Source organism: Paenarthrobacter sp. 10N417 (assembly GCF_056394745.1).
Window position 1 is genome coordinate 114,910 of the sequence record NZ_JBFTIL010000014.1, and the last position, 26,370, is coordinate 141,279.

A 26,370-nucleotide genomic window follows, 5' to 3' on the forward strand; every position below is an offset into this window, starting at 1 on the left:
GGAGATACCGATGCCGTCATCAGTCGCGCCCGAATCCCTAAAACCCGAAGCCCTAAACAGTGAAATGCAGCACCGTGAATCGTTGACTCCTGGAGTGTGGGGCGTTGTTGCCACACCATTCCAGGGCAGCACGCTGGACGTCGACCTGGACAGCTTGGCCGAACTCGTTGAGCACTACGAGGCCATCGGCGCCACGGGACTCACTGTGTTGGGAGTCTTCGGCGAAGCAGCCGCACTGACGGTGGAGGAACGCCGGCAAGTGCTGGAAACCGTCGTCGAATGCACTGCGCTGCCGTTGGTGGTGGGCGTGACCGCCCTGGCTACCAGGCCCGCCATCGAGGAAGTCCGGGCTGCCCAGGACGTTGCCGGAGAACGCCTGGCAGCTGTGATGGTGCAGGCTAACTCGGCCAAACCCGAGACCGTGATTGCGCACTTGGATGCCATCCACCGGGCAACTGGCGCCAAGGTGGTCCTGCAGGACTATCCGCTGGCGAGTGGGGTCACTATCTCCACACCCGCACTGATCAAGGTGGTGGCTTCCTGCGACTTCGTCATTGCTGTCAAGGCCGAAGCACCGCCCACCAGCGTCGCGATCGCGGAGCTGAGTGCCGGCGTCGGGGTTTCCGTCTTTGGTGGCCTTGGCGGGCAGGGACTGCTGGACGAACTGCTGGCCGGCGCAGCAGGCGCAATGACCGGTTTCTCCTACCCTGAAGCCCTCATAGCTTGTGTGCGGGCATGGCAGCAGGATGGTTACGAAGCAGCCCAACGCGAACTGCTCCCCTATCTGCCGCTGATCAACTTTGAGCAGCAGGCGAAGGTGGCGCTGGCTATCCGAAAGGAATGTCTGCGCGAACGGGGCCTCATCAAGGACTCCGGCGTTCGCGCCCCTGCAGCGGGTTTCCCCGAAGCCCTGCGCGGGAGTATGGGGATGCATCTTCGTGAGGCAGCGTCGGCCCTTGAAAATGCCGCCGCCCCGGTAAGGAGCTTCTGATGGATCTGGGAATCGCAGGCAAGACAGCGTTGGTCGCTGCTTCCACGGGTGGGCTGGGCCTGGCCGTGGCGCGTGCCCTGGCTGCCGAAGGCGTGCGCGTGGCGATCGTGGGCCGTCGTCGGGACCGTGCCAAGGAGATCGTCGCTGAACTGCAGGCCGCGTACGGGACTGGAGCCTATGGAAACAGCGGCTTTGACGCCGTCGCCATCGAAGCGGACCTGACCACGCCCGAGGGCATCGAATCGGCGGTGGAACAGACGGTCGCGGACCTGGGACCCATCGACATCCTGGTCCTCAACGGCCCAGGCCCCAAACCCGGTGCCGCAGCCACGCTGAGCTCCGATGACATCGCAGCGGCCTTTGATCTCCTGGTCAAACCGCAGCACGCCTTGGTTTCCCAGGTACTTCCGGGGATGCGGGAGCGGCGATGGGGTCGGATCCTGGCTATCGGATCCAGCGGGGTGACAGCGCCGCTTCCCAACCTCGCCGTCTCCAACACCGGACGTGCTGCCCTGGCTGGTTACCTCAAGACGCTCGCCGCAGAAGTTGCCTTGGACGAGGTCACAGTGAATCTGCTCTTGCCAGGCCGCATCGCCACCGATCGGGTCACCCAACTTGACCAGGCCGCCGCCAAGCGCCGCGGCACCACGCTCGAAGACATCCAGCTCGAATCCCGCAAGACCATCCCCGCCCGGCGCTATGGAGAACCTGCCGAGTTCGGTGCCGCTGCCGCCTTCCTGTGCAGCGCGCCGGCGTCGTACATCACCGGCGTCGCGCTCAGGTGCGACGGCGGCCTGATCCGCAGCCTCTAGCCTCCCCCTTAAATCCGATAGGAACATCATGACTTCCACAGCAGTTGACCCCCAGGCGATCACCGACCCGCAGACGATCACCGCCCAGCACCTCATCAATGGCCAATGGCTCGGCGACGCGGACACACAGCGAATGAATCCGGCCCGGCCAGGCGAAGTCGCAGCGCTCTCACCCAGTGGCACCGTCCAGGACGTGGACGCCGCCATCACCGCGGCCGCCGCAGCCCAGCCGTCATGGGCGGCCCTGCCAGCACCAGCCCGGGGAGCCATCCTCATCGCGGCCGGAAACCTGCTCAACGACCGCCAACACGCAATCGCTGAGGATCTGGTCCGTGAGGAAGGCAAGACCCTTGCGGAGGCAAAGGGTGAGGTCAAGCGTGCCTCGGACGTGCTGCGCTTCTTCGGCTCACTCGGCTGGGCAGCAACCGGCGAAGTCCTGCCCAGCGGCCTGCCGGACACCACCGTCACGACGCGTCGCGAACCGTTGGGCGTGGTGGGACTCATTACCCCATGGAACTTCCCTATCGCGATTCCGGCATGGAAAACTGCGCCTGCCCTGATCAGCGGCAACGCCGTGGTGATCAAACCGGCCGAGCTAACTCCCTTGTCCACAACCCACCTGGCGCGCGCCCTGCAGGACGCCGGACTGCCCGCCGGCGTGTTCAACGTGGTTCACGGCAAGGGACGCGTAGTGGGTGACGCGCTGGCCCGGGACCCCCGGATTGCCGGCTTGTCGTTCACGGGTTCCACCAATGTTGGCCTTGGACTGCAGGAGATCCTCAATGCCCGGCGCGCCCGCGTCCAGCTCGAAATGGGCGGCAAGAACGGTGTCCTGGTGCTGGATGACGCCGACCCCCGCAAAGCTGCGCAGGTAGTAGCGGCAGGCGCGTTCGGCCTGACCGGCCAGGCGTGCACAGCGACGTCCCGCGTCTACGTGACGCCCGGCATCCGTTCCGCCTTCCTCGATGCTTTGGTTCAGGAGGCCGCCGACTACACCACCGGCGACGGACTTGATGGCGACGCCCGTATGGGCGCTGTGGTGAGCAGGCAGCAATTCGAGCAGGACCAGGCAGCGGTGCGTACCGCCGTCGAACGCGGGGCCACACTCCTGCACGGACAGTACGACGGCGACCCCGCCGGCGCGCTGTTCTTCCCGGCGGCGATTCTCACCGGACTACCCTTCGACGACGCAGCCGTGACGGAAGAGATCTTCGGGCCAGTGGTGGCAGTTCTTGAGGTGGCCGACTATGAAACAGGCTTGGCTGCGATCAACGATTCCCGCTATGGGCTCACCGCCGGCATCTGCACGGACTCGCTGGCTCTCGCCACGGACTTCGCTGCTCGCGCCCAAGCCGGCGTGGTGAAGATCAACCGACCCACTGCCGGGCTGGACCTGAACGTCCCCTTCGGCGGTGTGAAGGATTCCTCCACCAACACCTTCCGCGAGCAAGGCAGGTCCGCCCTGGACTTCTACACCTGGGGCAAGACCGTCTACACCGGTGTGTAGTGCGCCATGACATACGTGATCGCGCAGCCCTGCGTAGATGTGAAGGACAAGGCGTGCATTGACGAATGCCCGGTGGATTGCATCTACGAGGGCGAACGCTCGCTCTACATCCACCCGTCCGAGTGCGTTGACTGCGGGGCATGCGATCCCGTGTGCCCCGTAGAGGCGATCTACTACGCGGACGATGTCCCTGACGAGTGGGCAGACTACATCAGGGCGAACGCGGAGTTCTTCGAGGATGGGTTCTTCGAGGCGGAGTTTTTCGAGAATGCCGGCCGCGATCATCCTGGGGTGATCGCGGAGCCTTTGCGGGCGGGCAGCTAGGCGGCGCCGAGGCTGAGCCAACATCGCGGGTGTGGAAGCCGTACCGATCAACGACGTGAAGGGGCGTCTTCAATGTCCAGATATGCCGTCATGCGTCCTCAAGGCGCGTCAGCAGCTCAGCATCATGACTCGTGACGAAATCAAGGCCTTCACTGATTTCATTTAGGCGTGCATGGCGCTGCAGAACCAACTCTGCCCCCTGCAACAGGAGCGGGGACTTGTACGTGTGTTCCTCTGCGGCCAACTTCTCCGGTCGTGGATCGAGATCTTCAGGGCAACCAGATTCGTAGACATAGCTCGATGGTGCCGAAGCGGTACCAGCAGAAAACGGCTGGATATTGGGTTGGTGTTTCCACCGACCGGAGCAGGACGCCCTCGAGGTCGCGGCACCGGACCACGACACCAGAACCTACCCACCCGGGGTTCAATCTCGGCAAAATAGTGGAAGCTAAAGCTACAAAAGTAAAACCGCCCTGTAGGCCAGGGTCGAGTACAGGGAGCTTTTGATGAAAGCAATTGTTGTGACAGATCAGTCCGCCGGTATGGCCGGGCTGAGGATGGCCGAACGGCCGGAGCCGTCGGCATCTATTAATGATGTCATTGTCGAGGTTCATGCCGCGGGATTCGTCCCGACCGAGGTCCAGTGGCCCTCGACCTCGACTGATCGAGCCGGACGGGATCGGACACCTTCCATCATTGGGCACGAGGTTGCCGGCGTCGTAACCTCGCTCGGTTATGGGACGACAGGGCTGACTGTGAGTCAACGCGTGTTTGGCCTTGCGGACTGGCACCGAGATGGGACCTTAGCGGAGTATGTGGCGATGGAGGCACGTAACCTAGCGCCGCTGCCCGGGGACGTCGCCTTCACAGTTGGCGCGAGTCTGCCCATCTCTGGCCTGACCGCATGGCAGGGGTTGTTTATTCATGGCCGCATCCAGTCGGGGCAGAGCCTTCTGGTGCACGGCGCCGCTGGGGCAGTCGGAACGATGGTAACTCAGCTGGCACGTGAAGCGGGCGCCTACGTCATCGGCACAGGACGCACTGCCGATCGACAGAAGGCACTTGACTTCGGAGCGCACGAGTTCGTCGATCTCGCGAACGACACCTTGCAAGAGATCGGCGAGGTTGATTTGGTATTCGATGTGATTGGGGGCGATATCCAGAAGCAGTCAGCGGCCCTGGTCCGGCCCGGCGGAACGCTGGTAAGCATCACCGGGCCGGTTGAATCCCGCCCTCGGGATGGTCTGGCAGTGGATTTCGTTGTCGAATCGGATCGTGCGCAGCTGGGTGAAATCGTCCAGCGAATCCGAGACGGACGATTGCGGACAAACATCGGAAACGTCGGAGAATTCGACGATGCGCTCAATGCCCTCAATCCTTCCGCGCGCCGGAATGGGAAGACGATCATCCAGGTGCGTCCATAGGTTGCAGCCTGTCTATGATTGAGCTTGGAGGGCTCCGCCTCTGTGGTGAATACCAGATTGTCCAAGGAATTCTTAGTGAATAACGTTTCGGCAAAAGCGCAGGTCGTCAACGAGGACGGGGTTTGGGGCATGTTCCTGCCCGGCCTGCCCCTGGCGGCTGACGGGACGACGTTGGAAGAAGCGACCATTGATCTAATCGATGCTCTCCGTGAATACGCCGAAGACTGGGAGGACCACCTCCGCGCGGCCCCAAACCATCGAGACAACTGGGCTTTAGTACAACTGATTGACTCCTCCACTGATGAGGAACTGGACGCATGGCTGACCGATAGCAAGAAGTGAGCCAGGAATATCCCCAGGCACCGGAGATGATCACGAGGCTTTCTGCAGGACCGAGGAGTGGCAGCACAAAGTGATGCGAGAGGCGGCCTCCGCTGGTGTTTGTATCTTGGGCTGGCGGGCCACTCGGCGACCGGGTGTACTCTATCCACCAGGTGCGCGTCGTCCCCGACAGTGCAGACCTTCAGAGGAGCCGACTATGGCTGATGACAGGGTGAGCCAAAAGCAGTGCTACGTGCGACGGGACCGGGGTCGGTGAACAAGAACCGGCTCGAGGCGTTCAGCGACGGCGTGCTGGCCATCATCATCACCATCATGGTCCTGGAGCTGCACACCCCGGAAACGCCAACATGGGAGGGCGTGGCCGCAGTTCTGCCGACCCTCTTCAGCTACCTTCTGAGCTTCGTGTATGTCGGGATCTACTGGAACAACCACCCTTGCCCGGGCTGTCGGCCGGGACTGGAAAGGCAAAGCATCCCCCGTGATCTACATGGCCGGCATCGCAGCCACCCTGGTCCAGCCCCTGTTCGGGATCGCCATCTTCACCGTTGTGGCGCTGATCTGGCTGGTCCCGGACCGCCGGGTTGAGCACTTTGTCGCCAGGTCTCCTCAAAGCGATAATGGCGGCGGTTAATCGGCTACTTCACTCCTAACCACGCGACGATTAGCAGCCCTGCGCGCCGAATCAGGAACTTGGTTCTGGTGCTGCTGCTCGACAGACGCGTTCACGGGTGGGAACCCGCAGCCTCCCGGTGAACGAATACACCAAGCACCACCGTGACGACGACGAGAAGCGCCGGAGCGTCTCTGCGGTGGCAACCCGCGCTGCTCGCCACTGGATCGTCACAAGCCATCACCAATGACGCCGTTATTCGTACTTTGGCCAGAAAATAGGAATAAGCTCACTCCTATTCAGACTTAGGAGAACCGGTGACCGACTCCTGGCCAGCGCATGGGTAAACTTCACATCTTCCAGGATTGGGCAGTGAGGCGGCCCCGCTCGCGGTGCCAAGGCAACGGACGCCTACTCTTCGCGGTCGATCTCCAAGTAGCTGAGGCCACTCAAATCCAGCCAGTATTTGGTTGGTGTTTGGACCAATCGCAGCAGCACGCCCTGACAGTCGCGGCACCGGACCACAATTCCGGGCGCGTCGGTGAAGACCATGGCCTCGCCAAAAGCCCTGACGGAACCGCAGTGTCTGCAGCGTCCCAGCGCCGCGATGATGTCGATGCGGAACACTTCGGATAGGGCGCCGGCTGCGGCGTTCCCGTCTACATACGGAATCGGGTCATGGGGTGCTGCTGCAATGTCCTGGTCATCGGACTCGGGGACAGCAAAGTCGTCGGTGCTGTTCACCGGATGCCTCCCGTCCCGCCAAACCGCTCGGTCTTTATGGACTCCGGCGGATAACCGGCCATTACAAGCCAGTCCGAAACGGTCTCCACAAAGACGGTTTGGCCGCAAACAAAAACATCGGGGTTCTCCTCTGTTGGGAAGATCTTGCCCAAAAGGCCCTCGGAAGTAAGGCGACCTGGCGCTGCCGGCCAGCCGTCCGGCGTCGAACGCGTGTAGATGTAATCGACCATCAGCTTGGCTGATTCCTGATCCAAACGGTGCAGCTCGTCCCGATAAAGCGAAGAATCCGGAGATCTGAGGGAATAGAGCAACCTGAAAGGGGCCCCGCTGTTGGACGCCCGATGGGCACGGATCATCGACATCAACGGCACCACACCTGACCCTCCCCCGATCAGCTGCACCGGGTTCGCATTGGCTGGCCGCCAGACAAACCAGCCGCCCACCGGTCCCCGGATTTCCAACTGGTCCCCCACGGCCAGGTCCCGGACAAGGTAAGGTGACACTTCGCCGTCGGGCAGTTCATCAACGGTGATTTCCAGATGCTCATCCGTACTTGCCGATGCCACGGAGTAGGACCGGATGGCTGTATACCCGTCCTCTGCGGTGAGGCGGATATCAATGTGTTGCCCGGCCAGATATCCCATCAAACCATCCACGCGCAGCCTAATGGTTCGGGCTGTGGCGTTTTCCAGTTCCCCGCCCACCACTTCCGCGACCCGCCATACAGAACTCACGGCAAAGGCCTCACGAGTACCGCTCCTCGCGCCACGGATTGCCGTGAAGGTGATATCCATTCGATTCCCAGAAACCTGGAACGTCTTCGTCAGTCAGTTCCAAGCCATGAATCCACTTGGCGCTTTTCCAGAAATACAAATGCGGCACCAAAAGCCGCTCCGGACCGCCGTGTGCCCGTTCAAGAGGTTCGTGATCAAATTCCCAGGCCACCCAGGCCTTACCGCCCAGGAGATCCCACAGCGGAACATTGGTTGTGTAGCCGCCGAAGGAATGGGCGGTGGCGAAGTCGCGGGTGGTCTCCACGTTTTCGAAAAGCGTGTCCACTGAAACTCCGCGCCACGTCGTTCCCAGCTTTGACCAGCTGGTCACGCAGTGAATGTCTTCGGTGATCTCCTCCTGCGGCAAAGCCATGAACTCATCCCAGGACCACGCGAGACGTTGGCCATCCTCCGCCGTAATGAAGAACTCCCACTCATCGGCGGGAATGAGCGGAGCGGGTCCAGCCGTCAGAACGGGAAAGTCCTGCGTTTCATGCTGTCCCGGAGGCAACGCAGAATTCTCGGACCGTCGTCCACGGAAACCGGAAGAAATGATACCCATGATTTACCTCCGCAGCGGAGCTCCTCCGGCCAATGACCGTTGATGCCCCAACGATAGGGCAAGCTGTGCGCGGGGTCTAGGGATCGACGAGGGTAAGCCAGTGCACACCGCATACCCGCGCGCGCTGCCATAGAAACTGTCCCGGCCCCCGCTTCAGCGAAGGACTTGGATTTCCTCCACGACATGGCAGAAAAAATGGAACATCCAGTATCGGGGTTTCGGCGCTTTCCGCGCTGATGTACATTTCAGCGCTAGCGAGTCTAAGATTGGGGCATGAGCGAAATGACTGTGACGGACGCACGGAGCCGGCTCTCGGAGGCAGTCGATACCGCCCGGGTGAGCCATGAACCGGTGTATCTGCTGCGCCGTGGCCGCCGCGTCGCGGCGCTAATCGACGCCGAAGACCTCGCCACGCTGATTGAAGCCGCCGAAGACCTGGAAGACCTCCGGGCGGCGAACGCGGCGCGGGCCGAAATGGCCGACACCGGCGAAGGCCCGGTGCCTTGGGAGGAAGTCAAGGCGGAACTGGGCCTGGCGTGAGCTATGCCGTGCAGGTCGCGCCAGCCGCGCTGCGGCAGTTGCGCAAACTCCCACCCGATGCACGCCGGCGGATCCAGGCCGCCATCGAACTCCTCGCCGAAACCCCGCGCCCGCCGGGGGCGAAGAAGCTCGCCGGAAGCAGCGGCGACTGGCGCGTGCGCACCGGCGATTACCGGATCATCTACGAGATCCGGGACGGGCAGCTGATCGTCCTGGTTGTCGCCCTGGGCCACCGGCGGGACATCTACCAGCACTAGGCAAGGACGATACCGCCAAGTCAGGCGCTGTCGGGTTGTCTTGAGCACGCGGCGAGGTCGCCATTCACCGCGTCGACGGCCAGCGTCGTTATCGATGAGGCTCAGGGCCCGTTTCATTTATGGCCCTTCTCGGTCGACCTCCTAAGAGGCTCCGGATTTAGTGCGCGTGTTGTTTGTCAGGATGTGCCGCGATCCCGCCAGTCCGGTGCCTGAATGAGCTCCACCCGGTTACCATCCGGGTCGAGCAAGTAGATCAGCAGACCCCCTGCATTTGGGCCGGAATCAGGCCCAACCGGTTCGGACAACGCACCATATCCGAGCGCCGTCATCTCAGCGAACACCTTCCGGACGTCAACACCCGTGAAGGCAAGGTGCGCCGTTCCCGGCTGCGCCTCAGTGGGGTTGATGGCGGTTGGAGGATCCTCGACCTGGACGAGTTCCAACTGAAAGGTTCCGTCAGGCGTCGTGAGGAGCAGCGCTCTGACCTTTACGCCCGGACGGCCGAAGAGTTCGCCTATGTAGGACCCTGACGTCCAAGCCTCCGAACGGACCAGTCCTAGCCCGTCGGCATAGAACCGTGCGCTACGCTCCAGGTCCGCGACATGAAGGGCAGTGTGATGATGTCTGATTTCGGCTTTCACTTCGCTCCCTGTTAATTGCGGAGGGGCTCGGCCCTGACGGGGCCTCAAGGTTTGTGAAACCCCGCGCCTGGTGATTCAGGTTCCGATTCCCAGATGTGCTCCCCCTGCCACATCAAGAGACACTCCCGTGATGTAGCGGTTGTCCGGATCGGCAAGGAAAAGGATGGCGCGGGCGACTTCCTCGGGTTCGGCAAACCGGCGCATCGGCAGTTGGGCTGCCCTCTTTGCCCTGCTGGCAGCCGCTCCCGAGCCGGAATCCTTGTCGAACTGTGCCCGCATGGGTGTGTTCACTGGGCCTGGGGCGATGGCGTTGACTGAGATGCCGTCAGGCCCAAGCAGTTCGGCGAATGACCACATGATGTGCAGAACGGCGAGCTTGCTCGCGTTGTACGGCAAGTAATTGAGGCGTGCTTCTTTGGCCGCGACGGAGGACAGGACGACGATGGCGCCGGCCGTGCCGGACTCAAGCATGGACTTGGCGGTCTCCCGCACCATCGTGAAGGTCGCCGTGGCGTTGATCCTCAGAATTGAGTCGAATTCTTCTGTGGTTGTTTCCATGATGTTGGGGGTGGGGCCCAGCACTCCGGCTGCATGGATGAGGACATCTACTCGACCATATTTGGCTGCGATGTCCTTAACAAGGGTCGCGCATTGTTCTTCCGACGTGATGTCGAGGGGGTAGAACTCCTTTAGCGATTGGCCCTCTTTAGGGGACCGGTCCCCGCCGATGACGACGGCGCCTGCCGCTGTGAGTGCGCTGACGGCGGCGTCGCCGATTCCCCCACTCGATCCCGTTACCAAAACCACTTGGTCTTTGAGGCTCATTTTCAATCCTTACTTGGTATTGCTCAGTTCGGCCGGTGCCACTGTCTAGTTTTTCGCGATGCTACGGGGTAACCACATCCTCAGCGCCGTAAACTGCCGCTGCCAGGAGGGCATCGGCGATTTCTGTAGCGTGGAGTGCTTGAGCGAACCCGACTGCGGGACTTTCACCCGCGCAGAACTTTATCGCCGCCTCTGCCTGGCGAAGGAAGAGATCCGAGGGCTCGAAAGTGTTCACGGAATGGCCACCGTCACGGTCCCAGATGTGAACTGAATCGTTGGACCACAACAGCCGGCCTGTAGTTGCCAGGACATCGATGGTGAGGCTCCAATCGCCCTGGTTGAGACCTTCCGGCTCCTGCCAGGGAGACCAGTAGCTCTGCATCGTGAATACGGCACCCTCAGGAAATTCGAGGGCGGATATGACATGCTCTGGCACCGGGGACCCATACAGGCTGCTGCTGGTACTGGTAGTCAGCACCTTTGGGTCACCGTCAAACCATGATGAGACCAGTTCGATGGCGTGAATGCCATTCACGACGGCGACGCCACCCTCCTTCGGGTCAGCGCGCCACGAGTTGATGTCCTTTTTATGGGCGACCGAACGAACACAAACAGCGATCACGTCGTTGTTCCTGACCCATTGAGAGGCAATTGAGGCGGCGGGATGATGGTGAAGCGTGTACCCCACCATAAGCCTCTCATTTACACCAGAAGCGGCAGCCATGACCGCAGCGCCTTCGGCATCTGCAGCTACCGGCTTTTCCGTCAACACACGGAATCCCCTGTTCAGCAAATCTGCGACCATGAGCGGCTGCACCGTAGTGGGCAATGCTACGACAACCAGGTCCAGGTGCTCAGGGTCGAGTTCCTGGGCACTGGGCACCAACTGTGCGCCTAACACCTGAGCGAGCGCAATGCCACGCTCGTCCTTCTCTACAATGACTGCGACGTCGGCCCCCGCCGCGGCGAATGCGCGCGCGTGCCGTGATCCTGCCCAGCCGGCCCCTCCGACGACGGCTACACGAGGAGCAGTTGCCTGTGCGCTCATGATTTGACACCACCGGAGGTCAGGCCCGCGATGAACCAGCGTTGGAATGCGACGAAAATGCCCAGGACGGGAATGAACGCGACAATAACGAACGCGCCGAAGGACGCCCAGAAGTTGCCGAAGCCGGTTGAGATATACCGGACGATGCCGTTCTGCACGGTCTTCATGTCCTCGGTGGTTGCCAGGACGGTTCCGACGAGGAAGTCATTCCAGACGAACACAAAGATGAAGATTGCTACGGCCGCTATACCCGGACGGATCAGTGGCAGCACAATCCGTATAAGTATTTGAAGTCGACTGCAGCCATCAATTGCCGCAGCTTCCTCGATCTCAACCGGAATGTTCTCGATGAAATTGCGAAGAAACAGGATCGTCTGTCCGCAGATTATGCCCGTGTAAACCAGGATCAGCAGAGGGTAGCTGTTAATGAGGGACGTTTTGACAAACATGGAATAGAGCGCGATGAAGACTACAACACCCGGAACCATAGACAGCACCAGAATGCCCGTCATGAGGCTTTCCATACGACGGCCGCGGAAACGGGTGGCGACGTACGCTGCCGGTACACACACTGCCAAGGCGAGAACAATCGATCCAATGGCGTAGATGATTGAGTTCGCAAAGAAGCGAACATTAGCGGAGGTAAACAGGCCGGCGTAGCTGTCGAAGGAGAATGGGGCCGGGATCCACACCGGTGGGAAAGCCACGGTATTGGCTTCAGTCTTCAAGGAGGTCGACAGTATCCAAAGGATTGGAGGCAACACAAGGGCTGCTGTTACAGCAACAATTACCCAGATGGGCACCCGCCGCAGAATCTGCCCAGGACGTCGGCGTTTGGCCGGGATTACAGCAGTCACAGGGTGTCCTTCCGTCGGAAGCGAATGGCTACCAGGGTCAGCGCGATGTTGATAGCGAAGAGCAGAATGGCAGTTGCCGAGGCTCCCGAGAGGTCAAAGTCTTGGAATGTCTTGTTGAATACACGCATGGAGAGGGTTTCCGTGCCGCCGAGCGGGCCGCCTCGCGTAATGACCAGGATGATGGTCACCATCTGTACATAGAGCATGAGCAGGACGACGACGACCGAGACKATGGTGTTCCGGAGGAAGGGTAGCGTGATGTTCACGAATCCCTGCCAGGCGTTTCCCCCATCGACGCGGAGGCTCTCGTAAAGTTCATTCGGAACGGTCTGCAGGGCACCCAGGAACAGAACCATGGCCTGAGGATAGGACCACCATGCGGTGATGAGGGTTACAGCCACCAAGGCAGAACCGGGCGATGAGAACACGTCCGTGGGGCCGAAGCCCAAAGCCTTGGTGATAGCTGTGCCCGGACCATAGTTGGGATTAAGGAACCATAGCCAAAGGGTGCCGACGGTGGCTTGTGACATCAGCCAAGGAAGCAGGAACAGGCTTCGAACCGTCCGCTTGAAGCGGATGATCTTGTTCAGTACCGCTGCAGAGGCAAACCCCAGCGGCAGGGCGATTGCCAAGGCACCAAGTGAGAAGGCAAGAGTGGTACCGATTTGTTTTGGCAGATCCTTGTCTGAGAAGAGCTCCGTGAATGAATTCAGCCCGGAGAACTCTTTGATCTGGTAGTACGTGGTTTCGTGCAGGGCAGTCCAGGCCGTGTAGATCAGGGGCCCGACGAAAACGAAGAGGAAGACCGCTACGACCGGGACGACGTAGAGCCATACAGCGCGGTCTGTCCGGGCTAACCTGGCAGGGGGCGTGGTGCTCCGCGCCGTGCGGTGTGTTTGTGTCACTGACATGGGTTTCGCTTTCCTGGGACCAGTGCAGTTGCGTCGATGTTCCTGTCGGGAACGAGCCTCACTTGTTGGCCGCGTCCTGGGCAATCTTCATGAATTCGTCCGCTGACCGGTTGTTGAGATACAACTCCTGGCCGGCGCCGGCGAGGCCACTTGCAATGGCGATCCAGTTGTCCGGGTAGGTGTGCGGTTCGCTGTGTTCCTCAACGAACTTGCTCACATCCAGTACCGTCTTCGCTTCGGGCGTGCTGAAGTATGGCTCCTTGAAGGTCGCGGAACGAGTGGGTACGTCACCTCCGGTTGCCATCAATGCACCAGCCTTCGGTCCGGTCATGTATTCAATGAACTTCCAAGCCGCCTTGGCATGCTTGCTTCCCGCACCAATGCCAAGGGTCCAGCCGAAGGTCGATCCTGTGTTCGAACCATTCGAAGCCTTGGGAAGAGTGGCGGACTTGATGTCCGGGTTGGCCTTCTGCAGTGTCAGAAGGCGTTCTGTTCCAAGGACCGCCATAGCAACTGTGCCGTTCTGCAGGCCGTCGGTGACGGTGGAGTACTGGTCGCCGACAACGCTGTTTGACATGCCTCCGGCTTTCTTGAGCTTGACAAGGAAGTCGGCGAATTCTCTACCCTTGTCGGTGTCAAAAGCGGCTTTGCCGTCCTTATCCGAGATGTCCTGTCCCACCTCACTCATGAAGCAATCAAAAAATGTCGAGATGATCGCGGAGTTATCGACACCGGAGAAGCCCGTGCCGAACCCTGTGTAGCCAGCGGCTGCTGCTTTTCCGGCGACATCCGCCACCTGGTCCCAGGTGGTGGGGACAGCCGCTCCGATCTGCTTGAGGGTCTTGTCGTTGTAGTACAGCGTGCAGGTCCGGTAGTCGTACGGCACCGCTACCTGCTTCCCGTCCTTGTCCGCCAGCTTGTCTGCAGGGCGCAGCCAGTCTGTGACCTGCTTAGCTTCGTCCGGGAGCGGTTGATAGACCTGGGCGGCTGCAATCTGTGGGACCACCGGGGCGAACATTTTGACCACGTCGGGTGTCTGGCCCGCTGCTGCTGCCTGCGGGAGCCTGCTGATCATGTCTCCGAAGGAAACCGTTGACAACTGGACATCGATGTTGGGATTTTCTTTCTCGAAGTTCTCGATGTTTTGCTTCAGCGCCGCGGCCCGCGGATTGTTCTGGCTCGGATCCATGAAGTCCCAGTACGTCAATACCACTGGACCATCTTCTTTCTCGTTGCCTGCGTCGCCCGAGGTGCTCGAGCAGCCTGTCAGTAGTGCCGCGGTAAGGGCCACGGCGGTCAAAGTGCCTGAGCTTCTCATCATTGCGTCTCTCCTTTGAGATCGGTTGCATTTAGCTTCAGTCCGAATGAGATCGGTTGCTGAGATCGGTTGCAATAAACATAAGATGGCCGAAGGGGTCTGTCAAGGATTTATTTGATCCAGAGGCGAGGTGCTTGATGCTCTGGTGTGCCGGCTTCGCGTACATCGTCCAGACAGCGTGGGTTGTTGATCATTATGGCTCCCGCGGTCAGCACCAAAAGCCAGGCTCCGAGCATACTGAAAGAGGGCAACCAGTTATCGCCTGGTTGGTGCAGTAGACCAAAAAGCAGTGGGCCGATGCCGGCGAGGGCGTAGCCGACTCCCTGGGCGAACCCCGATAGTGCCCCCGAGCCAGCTTCCGTTCTGGTGCGTTTGTTGATCATCGTGAACGCAAAGGAATAGGCACCCTGGCCCAACCCAGCAATGACCACCCACACGACTCCAGAAGCTGGTGGAGCAAAGACGATGCCCGCGTAGCCGATGGCGAACGCGACAACGAACAGGACCGCGATGGGCATGGGGCGAGGCATTCGTGCTACCACCAGAGGCGCGATCAGACCTACAGGCAGGCCGATAATTGAATACAGCGCGAGCATAGAGCCAGCCGTTTCCCCGCTCATCCCCCGGTCGACAAAAACAGCCGGAAGCCACATCAGGGCTGCAAAGGTATTGCTTGAGCATCCGGCGAAAATTAGCGCCATACCCCAGCCGATCGAGGATCGCCAGGGCTGTATCGCGCTATCAGGTGGCGCTGGAGGGTCACGACTTATTGGCTTCGCGCTGCGCTCGGCTTTCCACTTCCCGGCAAGAACCACCAGCCAGGGCAGGGCTGCGACTGCGCTGAAGCCCGCCCAAATGCCGACTGACAACCGCCAGCCATAAAGATTGGCCAAGGGTGTGGCACATTGGGCGGCAATGGCCGTGCTGACGCCCAGGAGAGTCACGTGAAGGGCTGAGAGAAGCCCGATTCTCTTGGGAAAGAACTTCATCAGAAGCGGCGGAACCACGATGTTGACCATCCCGATGCCCAGCATGGCGATCCAGGTGAAAGCCAAAAAGACCAGGGTGGTCCAACCCACTGCGCGTCCGACCTGACCCAAGGTTGTCAGCAGGAGTGCAACTAAAAGCAGATGCTCCAGCTGGATGCGACGCACGAGCGGGAGAGCCAGAAAGCCTACTAAGGCGAAGCCGGCCGTCGGCAGCATCCCCAGCGTCCCTGTTGACACGGCATCGAGTGGAAGGTCCTCACCTATTGCGTCAAGGAGTGGGGATGCTGCCGACACCGCTTGCCTGGCACTGAAGGCGACCAGGAGAATGCCGAGAAGAACGGTGAACCGCCTTCGTAGACCTGACGTGGTGCTGGGCGGTCTCGCCTGGTGCTTCAGCTTCCGCTGACTGCGTGGCTGGCCCATTCGCGGCCGGCTTGTTCTTCTGTGGGCAAGCCGGCGGAAGCGAGAATCCGGTCCAGCAGGCGTTGCGTGTGAACGGCTTCGCGGCCAGAAGTCAGGGGTTGCCCCCTGTCGGCGACCCGGTCCAGGAAGTGGTGAACGGCGGCGGAAAACCCCAGAGTGTCGGTGGCTGTCGCCCAGCCATATGCCTCGGCGCTAAGTTCCCGTGATGTCGTGACGCCGTTGATCGTGGTGGAAACCGTTTCGGGTGCCCTGACTTCGACGGTCTTTCCGTCACCGTAGGCGTCCAGTTTTTCGTTCCAAGCTCCCGCTGTACGGGCCGCCATCAAGACGCCTGTATTCCCTGTGCTGAAGCGGATGGTTGCTGCGAGGCCGTCTTCTTCCCAAGGGTCCTCACCGGCGGCGTGGGCGGCGACGTGTTCAGGCTCGCCGCCGCAGTACCAGCGGAGGAGATCGACCATGTGAATGGCGTTCTCGAACGTCGCGCGGTATTCAGATCCGGGGCGGTTTTTCTGGGCGACGCAGAAGGTGGCGCCGTTGGTTCCGAAAATTTCCCTGCCGGCTGTATAGACGGGCGCATAGCGGCGGTTGAAGTCGACCATGAGCACCCGACCGCGTTCGTCGGCGAGATCTGCAAGGCGTTCTGCCTCATCGGTTGCCGGGGCCAATGGCTTTTCACAGAACACGTCGACGTCACGATTAAGGCACAGTTGGACGGCATGGGCGTGCTCTGCGCGTGGTGTCAGTACAAAGACAGCGTCCAGTTCCTGCGAGGCCAACATGTCCTCCACGGTCTTAAAAGCGGAGTTGAAGCCCCAGCGCCGCACCAGACCGCTGGGATCTTCACGCCGGGAGACGAGGGCTGCTAATTCGACGTCGTCGCGTTGTACGAGCGTGGGTAATTGGGCGATGGTGGCGATATTGCCCGCGCCGACAACTCCGACGCGGAGACGATTCGTGTTCATCGGGCGTTCCTTACTTCAGAGAGATCAGAGAGCATTGAGCGCAGGACTGCGGCGGATTGGCGGAATCCATCTTCGGGCGCAGGGAGGTCTTGGGGGTGCCACCGGTATTCAAGCTCGATGCTCAGCACATCGTCGTAGCCGTGCTGCAGCAACGTGGCGAGGATTTGGGACCAGGGAACCACGCCGCTTCCCACGACGCGGGAGCGGACCGCCCGCTCGGAAGCGTTGACTCGGGCTGTTTCAGTGGCGCGGAAGGTGGCATTGGGATCGGTGAAGACGAGGTCCTTTACGTGGACGTGACTTATCAGATCGCCTTGGATTGCGAAGGCTTCTTCGTAGTTTTCGTCGTGCGTGAATGTCAGGTTGGCCTGGTCATAGAGAACCCGGACAGCAGGATGGGCGATTTCCCGGACCAATGCAGCGGTGTCCGCAGCGGTCTGGGTCATAGTGCCGAAGTGGTTTTCAACGCAAAGGCGAACCCCTGCCTGGCCTGCTTCAGGCGCGAGGGTCTCCAAGGCTTCACGCAGTTTTGCCCATCGTGCCGCGTGATCGTTGTCACCGGGGTGCCAGGAACCTGCATAAACACGGACCCGGTCGGCGCCGAGCAGGTGTGCGGTCTCTATGGCGCCGCGGAATTCGTCGACTGCTTTGCGCCATTCCACGGCGTCCAGGGCATTGATGGCGGTGGTGTATGGCGTCAGACCCACTATGGGCACACCTGCGCCTTCGGCCGCTTTCAGTGCCTCCATCGCGGCGCGATGGTCACCCAAAGGCAACCCGGACTTGTAGTCATCCTGGTAGATGACTTCGGCGGCATCGAGCCCCACCGATCGGAAGAGATTAATTGCTTGGGGAACCGTGTGGTCCGGGGTGCCTAGTGTGTGACCAGCTAGCCGCATGGTTTCATGTCCTTTCTGACGTCTTTCTTGTTGCTGCCCAGTCCGCGGGACCGACCAGCCGGGGTGGGTCTGCGACGCGGGACCGATCCACGATCTCCATCAGCAGCCCCCAAGGGGTAATGAAGTAGGTCCAGCGGTTGCCGGATACACGAGGGCTGTCACCTGCGACTTCCTTGCGTTCCCCGAGCACGCGTACCCCTGGTGTTTCCTGAAGCACTTCGATGGCTCCATCGACGTCGTCCACGACGAAGCACAGGTGGTGTCCCCCGGCGTCGCAATGACGCGGTGGCGTCTCGCGCCGCTCAGCGCTGCTCCACTCGAAGAGCTCGATGTTGAGGTTCGGAGGCAGTCTCAGCATGGCGAGTGTGAGCTTGGCATCTGCCGGGACTTCGAAGTTCGTGGGCATAAAATCTTCGTCGGGCCCGCGTTCGGAGCGGTATAGCTCTTCAGCTCCGAGCACTTCGACGAAGAACCGAACGCCCTCGTCAAGGTTTGGAACCGTCAGTCCCACGTGGTCCGTGTACTGGAGTCCCGGCAGACGCCGGAGCGTCGACTCCCCTGCCGCACTCATTTTCGAGGTCCCGAGGTGGAACCGCGCACCAGAAGCTCAGGTTCAAGGACGATGTGGTCCACGGAGCCGTCAACATTCTGCTTTTCTGCCAATTCGATCGCGATATGTCCCATGTCGGCGATGGGCTGCCGCACTGTTGTCAGGGGAGGGTTGAAGCGCGCACCGAGAGCGAGCCCATCGAACCCGATGACCGACACGTCGTCCGGTACCCGCAGGCCGCTCCGACCGAGTTCCGAGATCACTGCAAAGGCCACCATGTCGTTGGCCGCGATGATAGCCGTCGGCGGATTGTCCATCTGCAGGAAGTGCTCTGCCCCGCGCGTTCCCGCATCCAGGTCTGACCCGCTGTCCAGCACCACGGGCGCGCTGCCGCTTTGGGCGGTGAGCTCCAGATAGGCGTCCATACGGTCTTGGGCCGTATGTGTCCCGGCGATACCGGAAACGTAGCCGATCGAGGTGTGCCCCAAGGCATGCAAATGGTCCAACGCCAGCATGATTCCTTTGCGGCTGTCGACGGTGACCGTAGGAACGGAGTCGTCACCTTCCACGCGGTCGATCACCACCACCTTATGGCCGAAGGCAAAACGCTTCAGGGCTTCGGAATCCACCTTCGTGGAGGGCGCCACAATCCCGAACGGGGCATACATCGCCTGCATCGCTGTGAAGTATCCATCGGTCTTGGCCGGGTCGCCGTTGGTGACGCAGAGCATGAGTTGGTAGCCGCGCTCGTCAGCTGCCTGTGTCATTGTCTTGGCAAGTTCTGCGAAGAACGGGTTCGTAATGTCAGGGACAATCAGAGGAATGATGGTGCTGGTCTTTCGACGGAGCGCTTGCGCCAGCGGACTCATGGTGTAGCCGAGTGCCTCGGCGACCCGGAGGATGTGCTCGCGTGTTTCACTCTTCACCGCCTCAGGGCGTGAGAACGCCCGGGAGACTGTTGACCGGTGGACACCGGCAGCTTTTGCAACGACGTCGATACTCAGGTCAGGCATGTTCATTTCCTCCGTGCTGGTCGTCATAGGCCCGCCAAATGGGCCGCATGACATTCTCGAGCTGGGCCAGCGTGGGCAAGCCCCGGAATCCATCATCCAGTGTCCGTGCGACACTCCGCACGAAGGGGTCGTAGAGCGGGTCGCTGTCCACATCGATCTTGTCGGATTCCGTGGTGCCGTCCAGGGCCGTGAAGGAAGCTGTGCCGTCTGAATCGACGGACGCGAATCCCGCTTCTCCGACCGAAGTGAAGCTGCAGTAGCGCTTGAACGGGGAGCCGGGGAATGCGTAGCCCACCTCAACAATGGCTTCGCGTCCGGCCGGCGTGGTGATGATCAAAGTGGCATGATCCTCAACAGCCTGGTCATGAAGGACCGAGGAGAGCCGGGACTGGATATGTGCCACTGACTCATCGCAGCCCTGAAGGAACAGATCAACGAAATGTGGACCGAGGTTGGCCAAGCATCCTCCGCCAGCCTTGATGGGGTCGAGCATCCAGGGGTTTGCGTTGGAGAGATACCGGGATGGTGGTCCTGCGATGAAAGATGTTCGCTGGTACGTCGGTCGTCCAGCTTTAGCCAGCCATCGGTCGGTCGGGCCGCCCCGCTGGACCAAGGGTACTGTGGCGGGCACGCCAGCTGCCTCGGCGGCCTTACGTACGGCAGAAAGTTGGGCAAGTGAAGTTCCCAGCGGCTTTTCCACCACGAACGGAATACCCCGTTCTATCAGGGCAAAACACTTCTCCGCCATGCCATCGTGGGGGCCAAAGACATAGGCAAGGCCAACATCGGGAAGGTCCACTAGCTTCTGCCAGTCAGCCTCCACCGGTGCTCCCCAGCCGTCGGCAAGTCCTTGGACGATGGACACGTCCTCGTCACTGACTCCGAGGACGTTGTGCTCGTCGCCAATGGCCTGCGCATAAAGCGGAACGTGCCAATGGGAAGCACCAAGAATGATTGTGCGCACATGAGTCAACCGCAATACCCCCTTGTATGAGATCGGTTGCTGAGATCGGTTGCAATAACAGTATGGATGGTGGGAGAGTTTGTCAACGGAACATCAACACGAGCCGGGCTGCTCAAGACCAGGACGCTTCCCGTCCGGAAAGAAGCCAGCATGCAAAAGAAACTTCGCACCCTGCAAACCATCGACGAATCCGGGGCCGTACTCATCGTGCGACTCGAGAACGCCGAACTCGCCGAACGCGTGGCGGAAGCCGCTATCGAAGGAGGCTTCAAAGCCCTCGAAATCACGCTTTCCATTCCCGGCGCCGTAGACGTCATTCGACGACTCGCCGCCAAGCATGGGCCCACCGGCGTGGCAGTCGGCGCCGGGACCGTGTTGGATGAGCATTCAGCCTACGAGTGCATCCGCGCCGGCGCAGAGTTCTTGGTCAGCCCGCAGTTGAACCCTGCGATGATCCGCACAGCCAACCGATACCAAATACCAACAATCAGTGGGGCTTACACACCGACTGAGCTAGTGGAAACAGCAGAAGCGGGTGCGGATATCCTCAAGCTCTTCCCCACCGAGGCTGGCGGCATTGCCTATGCGAAGTCTGTGCTGGCGCCGCTGGCCCATCTGCCGATCATGCCCGCAGGTGGCGTGACACTGGAAAACGTCGGCGAATGGTTCGCGGCGGGCGTGGCGGGCGTCGGTGTGGGCAGCTACGTGACAAAGGCATGGCAGCCGGACGGCGACTTTACCCGCGTCACGAAAGCTGCCGAGGAATTCCTGTCAGCAGTGGCAGAGGCCCGCCGATAATGTCTCCGGGTGTCTTCATTGTTATCGGACCGGCCGGCTCGGGAAAAACGACGGTTGCCCAGCAAACAGCAAAGGAACAGGAAGCGGCATACCTGGACAAGGACCGGGTATGTGGCCGCTTCGTTGAATTCGCGCTGACCGCGACCGGGCACGATCCCACCGACCGCGAGTCCAACGACTACTATCGCGACAACCTGCTGCCCCTTGAGTACGAAACCCTCATGGATGTGGCGGGCGTGAACCTACGCCTCGGCCGGTCAGTGGTCCTTGATGCTCCCTTTGGAGCCTACTTCGGAGAAGCAGATTATTTGACCCGTGCTGCAGAAAACTTTCTGTGGCCCTCGTGCGAGATCACAGTCATCCGAGTGCGGGTACGTCAGGAAGTTCTCCGCGAACGGCTCACCCACCGCGGACTGGAGCGCGACCAGTGGAAACTCGCCCATTGGGATGAATACTGGTCTGCGTACGGCAGCTTGGAGTGCGCCTGGTCCGGAGTGCAATTCCTGGACTTCAACAACGAAGCGCCTCTTTCCATTGAGGCTGAGTAAACCGACCTTCGGCCTACACGCGCCACAAGTAAAACGTTGACAAGCATCACATTCAGTCCGTAAGGTTGATTGCAACCGATCTCAGCAACCGATCTCATTTGCGTTTCCCAGGTAAGAACCGCTGGAAACGCAAAGCCTTGAAGAGTTCGCGTACCGGCCCCATGCTTGGCATTAAGCGCCCATATCGCAGTCGGCCGCCTCGCCGATGCCCCGGATCGAAACCCTATCCTCCCTGGAACCCAAATATGGAGAGTTCAATGAAGACCTCAAAAGAAGCGCTGGACAGTCCAGGCTCTTCGGAATTTCCCGAAGCGTCCGAGCCGCCCCGCCGCCGCGTCAACCTGATCGCAGGTACCATCGGCCACTTTGTGGAGTGGTACGACTGGTACATCTACGGGCTGCTCGCAGCAGTATTTTCGTCGCAGATCTTTCCGAGTGACTCTGCGTTCGCATCCCTCGTGGCAGCCCTTCTCACTTACGCGGTGGGGTTTGTGGTTCGGCCTCTTAGCGGCATCATCATCTCGCCGCTGGCAGATCGTTTCGGCCGACGGCTTATTCTGACACTGTCCATCTCCGGGATGGCCCTCGGAGCCCTGATCATCGGCCTTACGCCGTCCTTTGGAACCATCGGCTACGCCGCCCCAATTCTCTTCTTGGTTGCGCGCATCCTGCAAGGAATCTCCGCCGGCACCGAGCAGCAGAGCGCCATCGCGTTCATGGTCGAACACGCTCCTGCAAACCGCAGGGGTCTCTTCGGTTCGTTTTCCAACATGGCAAGCGGCCTCGCAACTCTCGCAGCGACTGGTGCTGCGGCTATGGTCACTTCAGCCTTCTCCCCCGATGAACTGGCTGCGTGGGGTTGGCGCATTCCGTTCGTCATTGGCGGTGCGCTCGGAGTAGTCGGTCTCATTCTGCGCGCCCGTTCGGATGAAACCCCTGAATTTGAAGCAAGTGCCGCCGTCGATCAAAAGTCTGCACCGGCGCGTCTGCGGGATCTCCTGCGCGATCATCCAAAGGCCCTGCTGCAGACGGCAGCCCTTTCTGCCCCCGCAGTGGCGTACTACACATGGGCGACCTTCCTGCCCACTTACGCCAAACTCACGACTGGCCGGGACCTCGCCTCAACGCTTGCAGGAAGTGTCATCGGACTTGCATTACTCGTGATCATCGTGCCAATTTGTGGTTATCTTTCCGACCGTCTCGGCCGCCGCAAGATCTTCCCCATCATCGGCGCCATCGGCATGATCGCACTGTTCTACCCCTTGCTTTTGCTGTTGAACCAGCCAGGGTTCGGCGTTTACGTTTTGGTTTCAGCTTCAGGCTGGGTGGTCCTTGGTATCTGGCAGTCGGTCTACCCGACGATTCAGGCAGAACTGTTTCCTGCATCCGTCCGGGTGTCCGGCATCGGGTTCTCTCACCAGATCGTGATTGCCATCTTCGGCGGGACCGCACCACTGGTCGCTGCTGCCTTCGTTGGCGCCGGACAGCCAATGTTCGTCGCCTACTACATGATCGCGATAGTCGCCCTATGCCTCATCGTGTACTTCACGCTGCCCGAGACCGGCAGCAGGGGAAAACGTGCCACCGTCGCACCGGCAGACCCCGAAGTATTGGAGGGTGAGCACCTTGTTTCGACGACTGCGCCGGCCGCGGTCCGGACGAAGAGTTCAGGGATGTAGATCCCGGGCGATTCACTCGGCAGAGCCCTCGACCGAAACCGGTCGGGGGCTCTCCCTCTGTGGCGCTGACCCCACCAGGTCAGTCGATTGCGAAGACGAGCAGGGAGCCTGTGGCGGTAGCTACGAGCTTGCCCTTGGCGTCAGTGACAGTGCCGTCCGCGAAGGCAACGCGATTGCCAGGCTTCGATACAACGCCTACACAGGTCAATGGGCCGCTGTCAGCCTGCACCGAGCGTAGGTAGTTCACCTTAATCTCTATGGAGGTGTAACCCTGGCCTTGGGGAAGGGTTGTCTGCACGGCGCAACCAAGGGCGGAATCGAGCAGGGTGCAGAGGAGCCCGCCGTGAACCGAGCCGATTGGGTTGTAATGGGACTCGTCGGGATGACAGGTAAAGGTGACAGTGCCCAGTGCCGCATCCACCAGGGTCATGTTCAGTAGTTCGCCCATCGGTGGGGGTGGCAGTTTTTTGCCCATCATTGAGTGCAGGTATTCCAGGCCGCTCATGCCGGGCATGGCGGCCGCGCCAATGGCTGGATCGTCCCACGCTACGACTCGTTTACGCTCACTCACAACTGCTCCTCTTGTTCGCTTCAGCTACCTACCGCTATGGGAGCCCGTACGGCATTGCCCCATTCGGTCCAGGAACCGTCGTAGTTCCTCACCCGGTCCATACCCAGCAGGAAAGTCAGGGCGAACCAGGAATGGCTTGAGCGCTCACCAATACGGCAGTATGTGATAACTTGATCGTCCGCTTTCAGGCCTATTTCTTGGAAGTAGATCTGCTCCAGTTCCCTCCGCGGCCTGAACGTTCCATTATCCGAAACAGCCCGCGCCCACGGCACATTGCGTGCTCCAGGGATATGCCCGCCACGGAGGACCCCCTCCTGCGGGTAATCGGGAATTGAAGTCCGCTCGCCGGTGTACTCCTCGGGGCTGCGGATGTCGATGAGGGATAGGCCGAGGTGTTCCTGGACGTCCTCCTTGAACGCCCGGATGGACGAGTCATCGCGCGTGACTACCGGATAGGACGTTGCGCTCCTTGCCGGCGGCAGCGAAGTCTCGAGGGGACGCCCTTCGGAGATCCACGTTTCCCGCCCGCCATCGAGCAAGCGGACGTCAGGATGGCCAAAGAGACGGAACACCCAGAGGGTATAGGCTGCCCACCAGTTGTGCTTGTCACCATAAATGACAACGGTGCTGTCCCGCGAAATACCTTTGGACATCATTAGATTGGCAAATTCCTGCCCCGCCAAATAGTCGCGAATAACAGGGTCGTTCAGATCTGTATGCCAGTCAATTTTAACGGCCGACGGAATATGGCCCAGTTCATAAAGCAGCGGGTCCTCGTCAGACTCCACGATGACCAGTCTGTCATCAGCCATGTGCCGTACAAGCCATTCAGCCGTAACCAGCCTGTCAGGATGCGCGTACTCGGTGATTCGGGCGGAATTGTCCGCAGGTAAAGCTTGCATTGAGGTCCTTAGTGGGGTTAATAGCCCGGTCAGCGAAAAGACCCCTCCTGCACATTGTTCACGAACGAACAGAAATGGGAGTCAATTCACGAGCTTTGATTCAAGTTTTCGTGCTCGGTGCGCCCGGAGATTCGCCGGGTTTCCACAAATTCTTACGTCATGCCACACGCCGCTGTTGTTGCGGGAGCGATCAAAGAACGCAACCCTGCATTTTTCGCTGCGGCATAGTTTGAGCCGATGCCAGGTCCCTGCGAGTTGGGCCTGGAAGATCTCCGTCATAGCCAGGGATTCAATGTGCCCGGCTCCGGCTCCCTGCGGTTCAGCCTGGATCTCGCCATTGGACTTGAGCCTCAAGGAGGTGGCGGTCGTCCAGACTGTGGGCAAGGCGTCAATGTCGGAACGAACGACGGCGTCCGGGTCGCCTCCGGCGTTTAGCGTGCCCGCAAGTTCATCACGAAAGTACCGCAGGTGTTCCAGGTCGCGTTCCGTAAGTTTGACTTCGACATAACGCCGTCCGGTGGCCAGTGCCCACTGTTTCAGACCAGCATCCAGCCAATCCTGGGCGAGCCCGAGATCAAGCAACAAATCGGTCCTTCGCGGCTTTCCAGCCGATTTCGTGTTGAGCAGGTCATGCACAAAACCCAGCCCTCCGGGAGCACTTTCCATGTCATAGCGTTGCGTCGCGTTCCAGTCGCTCACTGCATCCCCTCTCGCCAACTTCCAGGGCACCCTTGGCCATCCACCATGTTAAGTGCGATTAGCGGCCTTGAAATTCCAACACCGGGCGCGGCCGTCCCGCTTCCAGTGCCTCCACGGCCGATTTCAGCCCGGCCTGGGTGTCTTCGCGTTCAAACAACGGCATGGCGATATCGAACATCGCTTGGTCTGCCGCAGCGACGCCGCCCAACGACCAGGTTCTCAGGAGCGCCTTATGCGCAGCGTATGCCTGTGTAGCTCCAGTGGCGATCCGCTGGGCAAACGCCAAGACTTCCTCCCGGAGCTTGTCATCGGAAACGACGCGGTTCACCACTCCTGCTCGGTTCATTTCAGAAGCGGATACTTTCTCCGAAGTCATCGCCCATTCTGCTGCCCGGGTCTTGCCTGCCCTTTCGGCAACGCGATAGATGCCACCCAAGAGGGTGACGATGCCAAGAGTTTGCTCCGGATGCCCGAACTCCGCTGATTCTGCTGCGAAAATGAGGTCGGCCCGCAGGGCGAGTTCAAACCCTCCTCCAAAGCAAAGGCCCTGAACTTCGGCAATCACCGGCATCGGCAGCAACTCCAACTGGTTGAAGACTGACATGTAGCGCTCAAACAAGGCACGCAACTCCCGCGTTTCCGCACCCGGCCACGTCATGATGTCGCCTCCGAAACTGAAGTCGGCGCCTTCAGCCCGAATGATGACCACACGGGCGTCGCTACTGCCTATCACGGTCACAGCTTCGGAAAGCTCGTCCGCCATCTGAAGGTCGATCCGGTTCTGGGGCGGATTGTCCAGGATGATGGTGGCAATCTGGTCCTGGACCGTAAACGTAAGGTGGGTCATTGGCATAAGCCCTTTCGCTAGGAAGTAGTTGCGAACCAGC

Annotated in this window: 31 protein-coding genes and 1 pseudogene; 13 read left to right on the top strand and 19 right to left on the bottom strand. The window is 60.4% G+C overall.

Features of this window, described 5'->3' with window-relative positions; translation table 11 throughout:
- The first annotated feature begins 64 nt into the window (after positions 1-64).
- The 8 genes and pseudogenes from AC1DCM_RS17290 to AC1DCM_RS17325 all read left to right on the top strand — a co-directional run bounded on the left by AC1DCM_RS17290 (position 65) and on the right by AC1DCM_RS17325 (position 6,031).
- The gene (locus AC1DCM_RS17290; protein ID WP_477519179.1) at positions 65-991 is read left to right on the top strand and encodes a dihydrodipicolinate synthase family protein; all 927 of its coding nucleotides are present in this window, start codon (positions 65-67) and stop codon (positions 989-991) included.
- Complete coding sequence (locus AC1DCM_RS17295; protein ID WP_477519169.1) at positions 991-1,803, top strand: SDR family oxidoreductase; 813 nt, start codon at positions 991-993, stop codon at positions 1,801-1,803. The genes AC1DCM_RS17290 and AC1DCM_RS17295 overlap by 1 nt, the downstream gene beginning before the upstream one ends.
- A gap of 28 nt (positions 1,804-1,831) precedes the next feature.
- Positions 1,832-3,310 carry an aldehyde dehydrogenase family protein gene (locus AC1DCM_RS17300; protein WP_477516684.1) on the top strand — a complete coding sequence of 493 codons (1,479 nt, stop codon included), beginning with the start codon at positions 1,832-1,834 and terminating at the stop codon, positions 3,308-3,310.
- Positions 3,311-3,316: 6 nt separating this feature from the next.
- Positions 3,317-3,634 carry a ferredoxin gene (fdxA, locus tag AC1DCM_RS17305; RefSeq protein WP_477516683.1) on the top strand — a complete coding sequence of 106 codons (318 nt, stop codon included), beginning with the start codon at positions 3,317-3,319 and terminating at the stop codon, positions 3,632-3,634.
- A 506-nt stretch (positions 3,635-4,140) separates the two neighbouring features.
- Positions 4,141-5,058, top strand: coding sequence for an NADP-dependent oxidoreductase (locus tag AC1DCM_RS17310; protein ID WP_477516682.1), 918 nt, complete (start codon positions 4,141-4,143; stop codon positions 5,056-5,058).
- A gap of 45 nt (positions 5,059-5,103) precedes the next feature.
- Positions 5,104-5,400 (top strand): type II toxin-antitoxin system HicB family antitoxin, encoded by a 297-nt coding sequence (locus tag AC1DCM_RS17315; protein WP_442018082.1) that lies wholly within the window; start codon positions 5,104-5,106, stop codon positions 5,398-5,400.
- A gap of 312 nt (positions 5,401-5,712) precedes the next feature.
- Positions 5,713-5,772: pseudogene (locus AC1DCM_RS17320) on the top strand (TMEM175 family protein); the annotation flags it as partial.
- A gap of 34 nt (positions 5,773-5,806) precedes the next feature.
- Complete coding sequence (locus tag AC1DCM_RS17325) at positions 5,807-6,031, top strand: hypothetical protein (protein ID WP_477519181.1); 225 nt, start codon at positions 5,807-5,809, stop codon at positions 6,029-6,031.
- Between the two features lie 390 nt (positions 6,032-6,421).
- Here AC1DCM_RS17325 and AC1DCM_RS17330 read toward each other — a convergent pair whose 3' ends face one another.
- Genes AC1DCM_RS17330 through AC1DCM_RS17340 form a run of 3 tightly spaced genes read right to left on the bottom strand, consistent with a single transcriptional unit; the run spans position 6,422 to position 8,089 of the window.
- Positions 6,422-6,754, bottom strand: a complete 333-nt coding sequence (locus AC1DCM_RS17330; RefSeq protein WP_442002448.1) for a DUF6510 family protein — start codon at positions 6,752-6,754, stop codon at positions 6,422-6,424.
- Positions 6,751-7,548, bottom strand: coding sequence for a ferredoxin reductase (locus AC1DCM_RS17335; RefSeq protein ID WP_442002447.1), 798 nt, complete (start codon positions 7,546-7,548; stop codon positions 6,751-6,753). Before AC1DCM_RS17335 ends, AC1DCM_RS17330 begins: the two co-directional genes overlap by 4 nt.
- Positions 7,499-8,089 (bottom strand): molybdopterin-dependent oxidoreductase, encoded by a 591-nt coding sequence (locus AC1DCM_RS17340; RefSeq protein ID WP_477519170.1) that lies wholly within the window; start codon positions 8,087-8,089, stop codon positions 7,499-7,501. Before AC1DCM_RS17340 ends, AC1DCM_RS17335 begins: the two co-directional genes overlap by 50 nt.
- Positions 8,090-8,362: 273 nt before the next feature.
- Between AC1DCM_RS17340 and AC1DCM_RS17345 the strand changes: the two genes are divergently transcribed.
- The gene (locus AC1DCM_RS17345) at positions 8,363-8,629 is read left to right on the top strand and encodes a type II toxin-antitoxin system Phd/YefM family antitoxin (protein ID WP_442003648.1); all 267 of its coding nucleotides are present in this window, start codon (positions 8,363-8,365) and stop codon (positions 8,627-8,629) included.
- Entirely contained in the window at positions 8,626-8,886 is a 261-nt protein-coding gene (locus AC1DCM_RS17350; protein WP_442003647.1) for a type II toxin-antitoxin system RelE family toxin, read from the top strand. Before AC1DCM_RS17345 ends, AC1DCM_RS17350 begins: the two co-directional genes overlap by 4 nt.
- A gap of 176 nt (positions 8,887-9,062) precedes the next feature.
- Here the strand turns inward: AC1DCM_RS17350 and AC1DCM_RS17355 are convergent, their stop codons facing one another.
- The 12 genes from AC1DCM_RS17355 to AC1DCM_RS17410 form a co-directional block, all read right to left on the bottom strand.
- Positions 9,063-9,527 carry a VOC family protein gene (locus AC1DCM_RS17355; RefSeq protein ID WP_477516834.1) on the bottom strand — a complete coding sequence of 155 codons (465 nt, stop codon included), beginning with the start codon at positions 9,525-9,527 and terminating at the stop codon, positions 9,063-9,065.
- 75 nt (positions 9,528-9,602) lie between these two features.
- The gene (locus tag AC1DCM_RS17360; RefSeq protein WP_442003645.1) at positions 9,603-10,352 is read right to left on the bottom strand and encodes an SDR family NAD(P)-dependent oxidoreductase; all 750 of its coding nucleotides are present in this window, start codon (positions 10,350-10,352) and stop codon (positions 9,603-9,605) included.
- A 61-nt stretch (positions 10,353-10,413) separates the two neighbouring features.
- Complete coding sequence (locus AC1DCM_RS17365) at positions 10,414-11,400, bottom strand: Gfo/Idh/MocA family protein (protein WP_477516835.1); 987 nt, start codon at positions 11,398-11,400, stop codon at positions 10,414-10,416.
- Positions 11,397-12,257, bottom strand: a complete 861-nt coding sequence (locus AC1DCM_RS17370) for a carbohydrate ABC transporter permease (protein ID WP_477516836.1) — start codon at positions 12,255-12,257, stop codon at positions 11,397-11,399. The genes AC1DCM_RS17365 and AC1DCM_RS17370 overlap by 4 nt, the downstream gene beginning before the upstream one ends.
- Positions 12,254-13,168, bottom strand: a complete 915-nt coding sequence (locus AC1DCM_RS17375) for a carbohydrate ABC transporter permease (protein WP_477519171.1) — start codon at positions 13,166-13,168, stop codon at positions 12,254-12,256. Before AC1DCM_RS17375 ends, AC1DCM_RS17370 begins: the two co-directional genes overlap by 4 nt.
- Before the next feature lie 58 nt (positions 13,169-13,226).
- Positions 13,227-14,489: an ABC transporter substrate-binding protein gene (locus AC1DCM_RS17380; protein ID WP_477516838.1), complete on the bottom strand. Its 1,263-nt coding sequence runs from the start codon at positions 14,487-14,489 to the stop codon at positions 13,227-13,229.
- 107 nt (positions 14,490-14,596) lie between these two features.
- Positions 14,597-15,769, bottom strand: a complete 1,173-nt coding sequence (locus AC1DCM_RS17385; protein WP_477516839.1) for an MFS transporter — start codon at positions 15,767-15,769, stop codon at positions 14,597-14,599.
- A gap of 98 nt (positions 15,770-15,867) precedes the next feature.
- Positions 15,868-16,860: a Gfo/Idh/MocA family protein gene (locus tag AC1DCM_RS17390; protein WP_477516840.1), complete on the bottom strand. Its 993-nt coding sequence runs from the start codon at positions 16,858-16,860 to the stop codon at positions 15,868-15,870.
- The gene (locus tag AC1DCM_RS17395; protein ID WP_477516841.1) at positions 16,857-17,759 is read right to left on the bottom strand and encodes a sugar phosphate isomerase/epimerase family protein; all 903 of its coding nucleotides are present in this window, start codon (positions 17,757-17,759) and stop codon (positions 16,857-16,859) included. Before AC1DCM_RS17395 ends, AC1DCM_RS17390 begins: the two co-directional genes overlap by 4 nt.
- A 4-nt stretch (positions 17,760-17,763) precedes the next feature.
- Positions 17,764-18,330 (bottom strand): VOC family protein, encoded by a 567-nt coding sequence (locus AC1DCM_RS17400; protein ID WP_477516842.1) that lies wholly within the window; start codon positions 18,328-18,330, stop codon positions 17,764-17,766.
- On the bottom strand, positions 18,327-19,322 hold the full coding sequence (locus AC1DCM_RS17405; RefSeq protein WP_442003637.1) for a LacI family DNA-binding transcriptional regulator: 996 nt from the start codon (positions 19,320-19,322) through the stop codon (positions 18,327-18,329). Before AC1DCM_RS17405 ends, AC1DCM_RS17400 begins: the two co-directional genes overlap by 4 nt.
- Positions 19,315-20,286 carry a Gfo/Idh/MocA family protein gene (locus AC1DCM_RS17410; protein ID WP_477519172.1) on the bottom strand — a complete coding sequence of 324 codons (972 nt, stop codon included), beginning with the start codon at positions 20,284-20,286 and terminating at the stop codon, positions 19,315-19,317. The genes AC1DCM_RS17405 and AC1DCM_RS17410 overlap by 8 nt, the downstream gene beginning before the upstream one ends.
- A 150-nt stretch (positions 20,287-20,436) precedes the next feature.
- Between AC1DCM_RS17410 and AC1DCM_RS17415 the strand changes: the two genes are divergently transcribed.
- From AC1DCM_RS17415 to AC1DCM_RS17425, 3 genes are all read left to right on the top strand, one after another.
- A complete protein-coding gene (locus tag AC1DCM_RS17415; RefSeq protein WP_477516843.1) occupies positions 20,437-21,084 on the top strand; it encodes a bifunctional 4-hydroxy-2-oxoglutarate aldolase/2-dehydro-3-deoxy-phosphogluconate aldolase in 648 nt (215 codons plus the stop codon).
- Positions 21,084-21,632 (top strand): P-loop nucleotide/nucleoside kinase family protein, encoded by a 549-nt coding sequence (locus tag AC1DCM_RS17420; protein ID WP_442019212.1) that lies wholly within the window; start codon positions 21,084-21,086, stop codon positions 21,630-21,632. The genes AC1DCM_RS17415 and AC1DCM_RS17420 overlap by 1 nt, the downstream gene beginning before the upstream one ends.
- A 257-nt stretch (positions 21,633-21,889) precedes the next feature.
- Entirely contained in the window at positions 21,890-23,311 is a 1,422-nt protein-coding gene (locus AC1DCM_RS17425; RefSeq protein ID WP_477516844.1) for an MFS transporter, read from the top strand.
- Between the two features lie 79 nt (positions 23,312-23,390).
- Here AC1DCM_RS17425 and AC1DCM_RS17430 read toward each other — a convergent pair whose 3' ends face one another.
- The 4 genes from AC1DCM_RS17430 to AC1DCM_RS17445 all read right to left on the bottom strand — a co-directional run bounded on the left by AC1DCM_RS17430 (position 23,391) and on the right by AC1DCM_RS17445 (position 26,330).
- Positions 23,391-23,882 (bottom strand): PaaI family thioesterase, encoded by a 492-nt coding sequence (locus tag AC1DCM_RS17430; RefSeq protein WP_442019214.1) that lies wholly within the window; start codon positions 23,880-23,882, stop codon positions 23,391-23,393.
- A 20-nt stretch (positions 23,883-23,902) separates the two neighbouring features.
- Positions 23,903-24,784: a sulfurtransferase gene (locus AC1DCM_RS17435; protein ID WP_477516845.1), complete on the bottom strand. Its 882-nt coding sequence runs from the start codon at positions 24,782-24,784 to the stop codon at positions 23,903-23,905.
- 81 nt (positions 24,785-24,865) lie between these two features.
- Positions 24,866-25,483, bottom strand: a complete 618-nt coding sequence (locus AC1DCM_RS17440; RefSeq protein ID WP_442019216.1) for a CGNR zinc finger domain-containing protein — start codon at positions 25,481-25,483, stop codon at positions 24,866-24,868.
- 58 nt (positions 25,484-25,541) lie between these two features.
- Positions 25,542-26,330: an enoyl-CoA hydratase/isomerase family protein gene (locus AC1DCM_RS17445; protein ID WP_477516846.1), complete on the bottom strand. Its 789-nt coding sequence runs from the start codon at positions 26,328-26,330 to the stop codon at positions 25,542-25,544.
- Positions 26,331-26,370 lie beyond the last annotated feature (40 nt).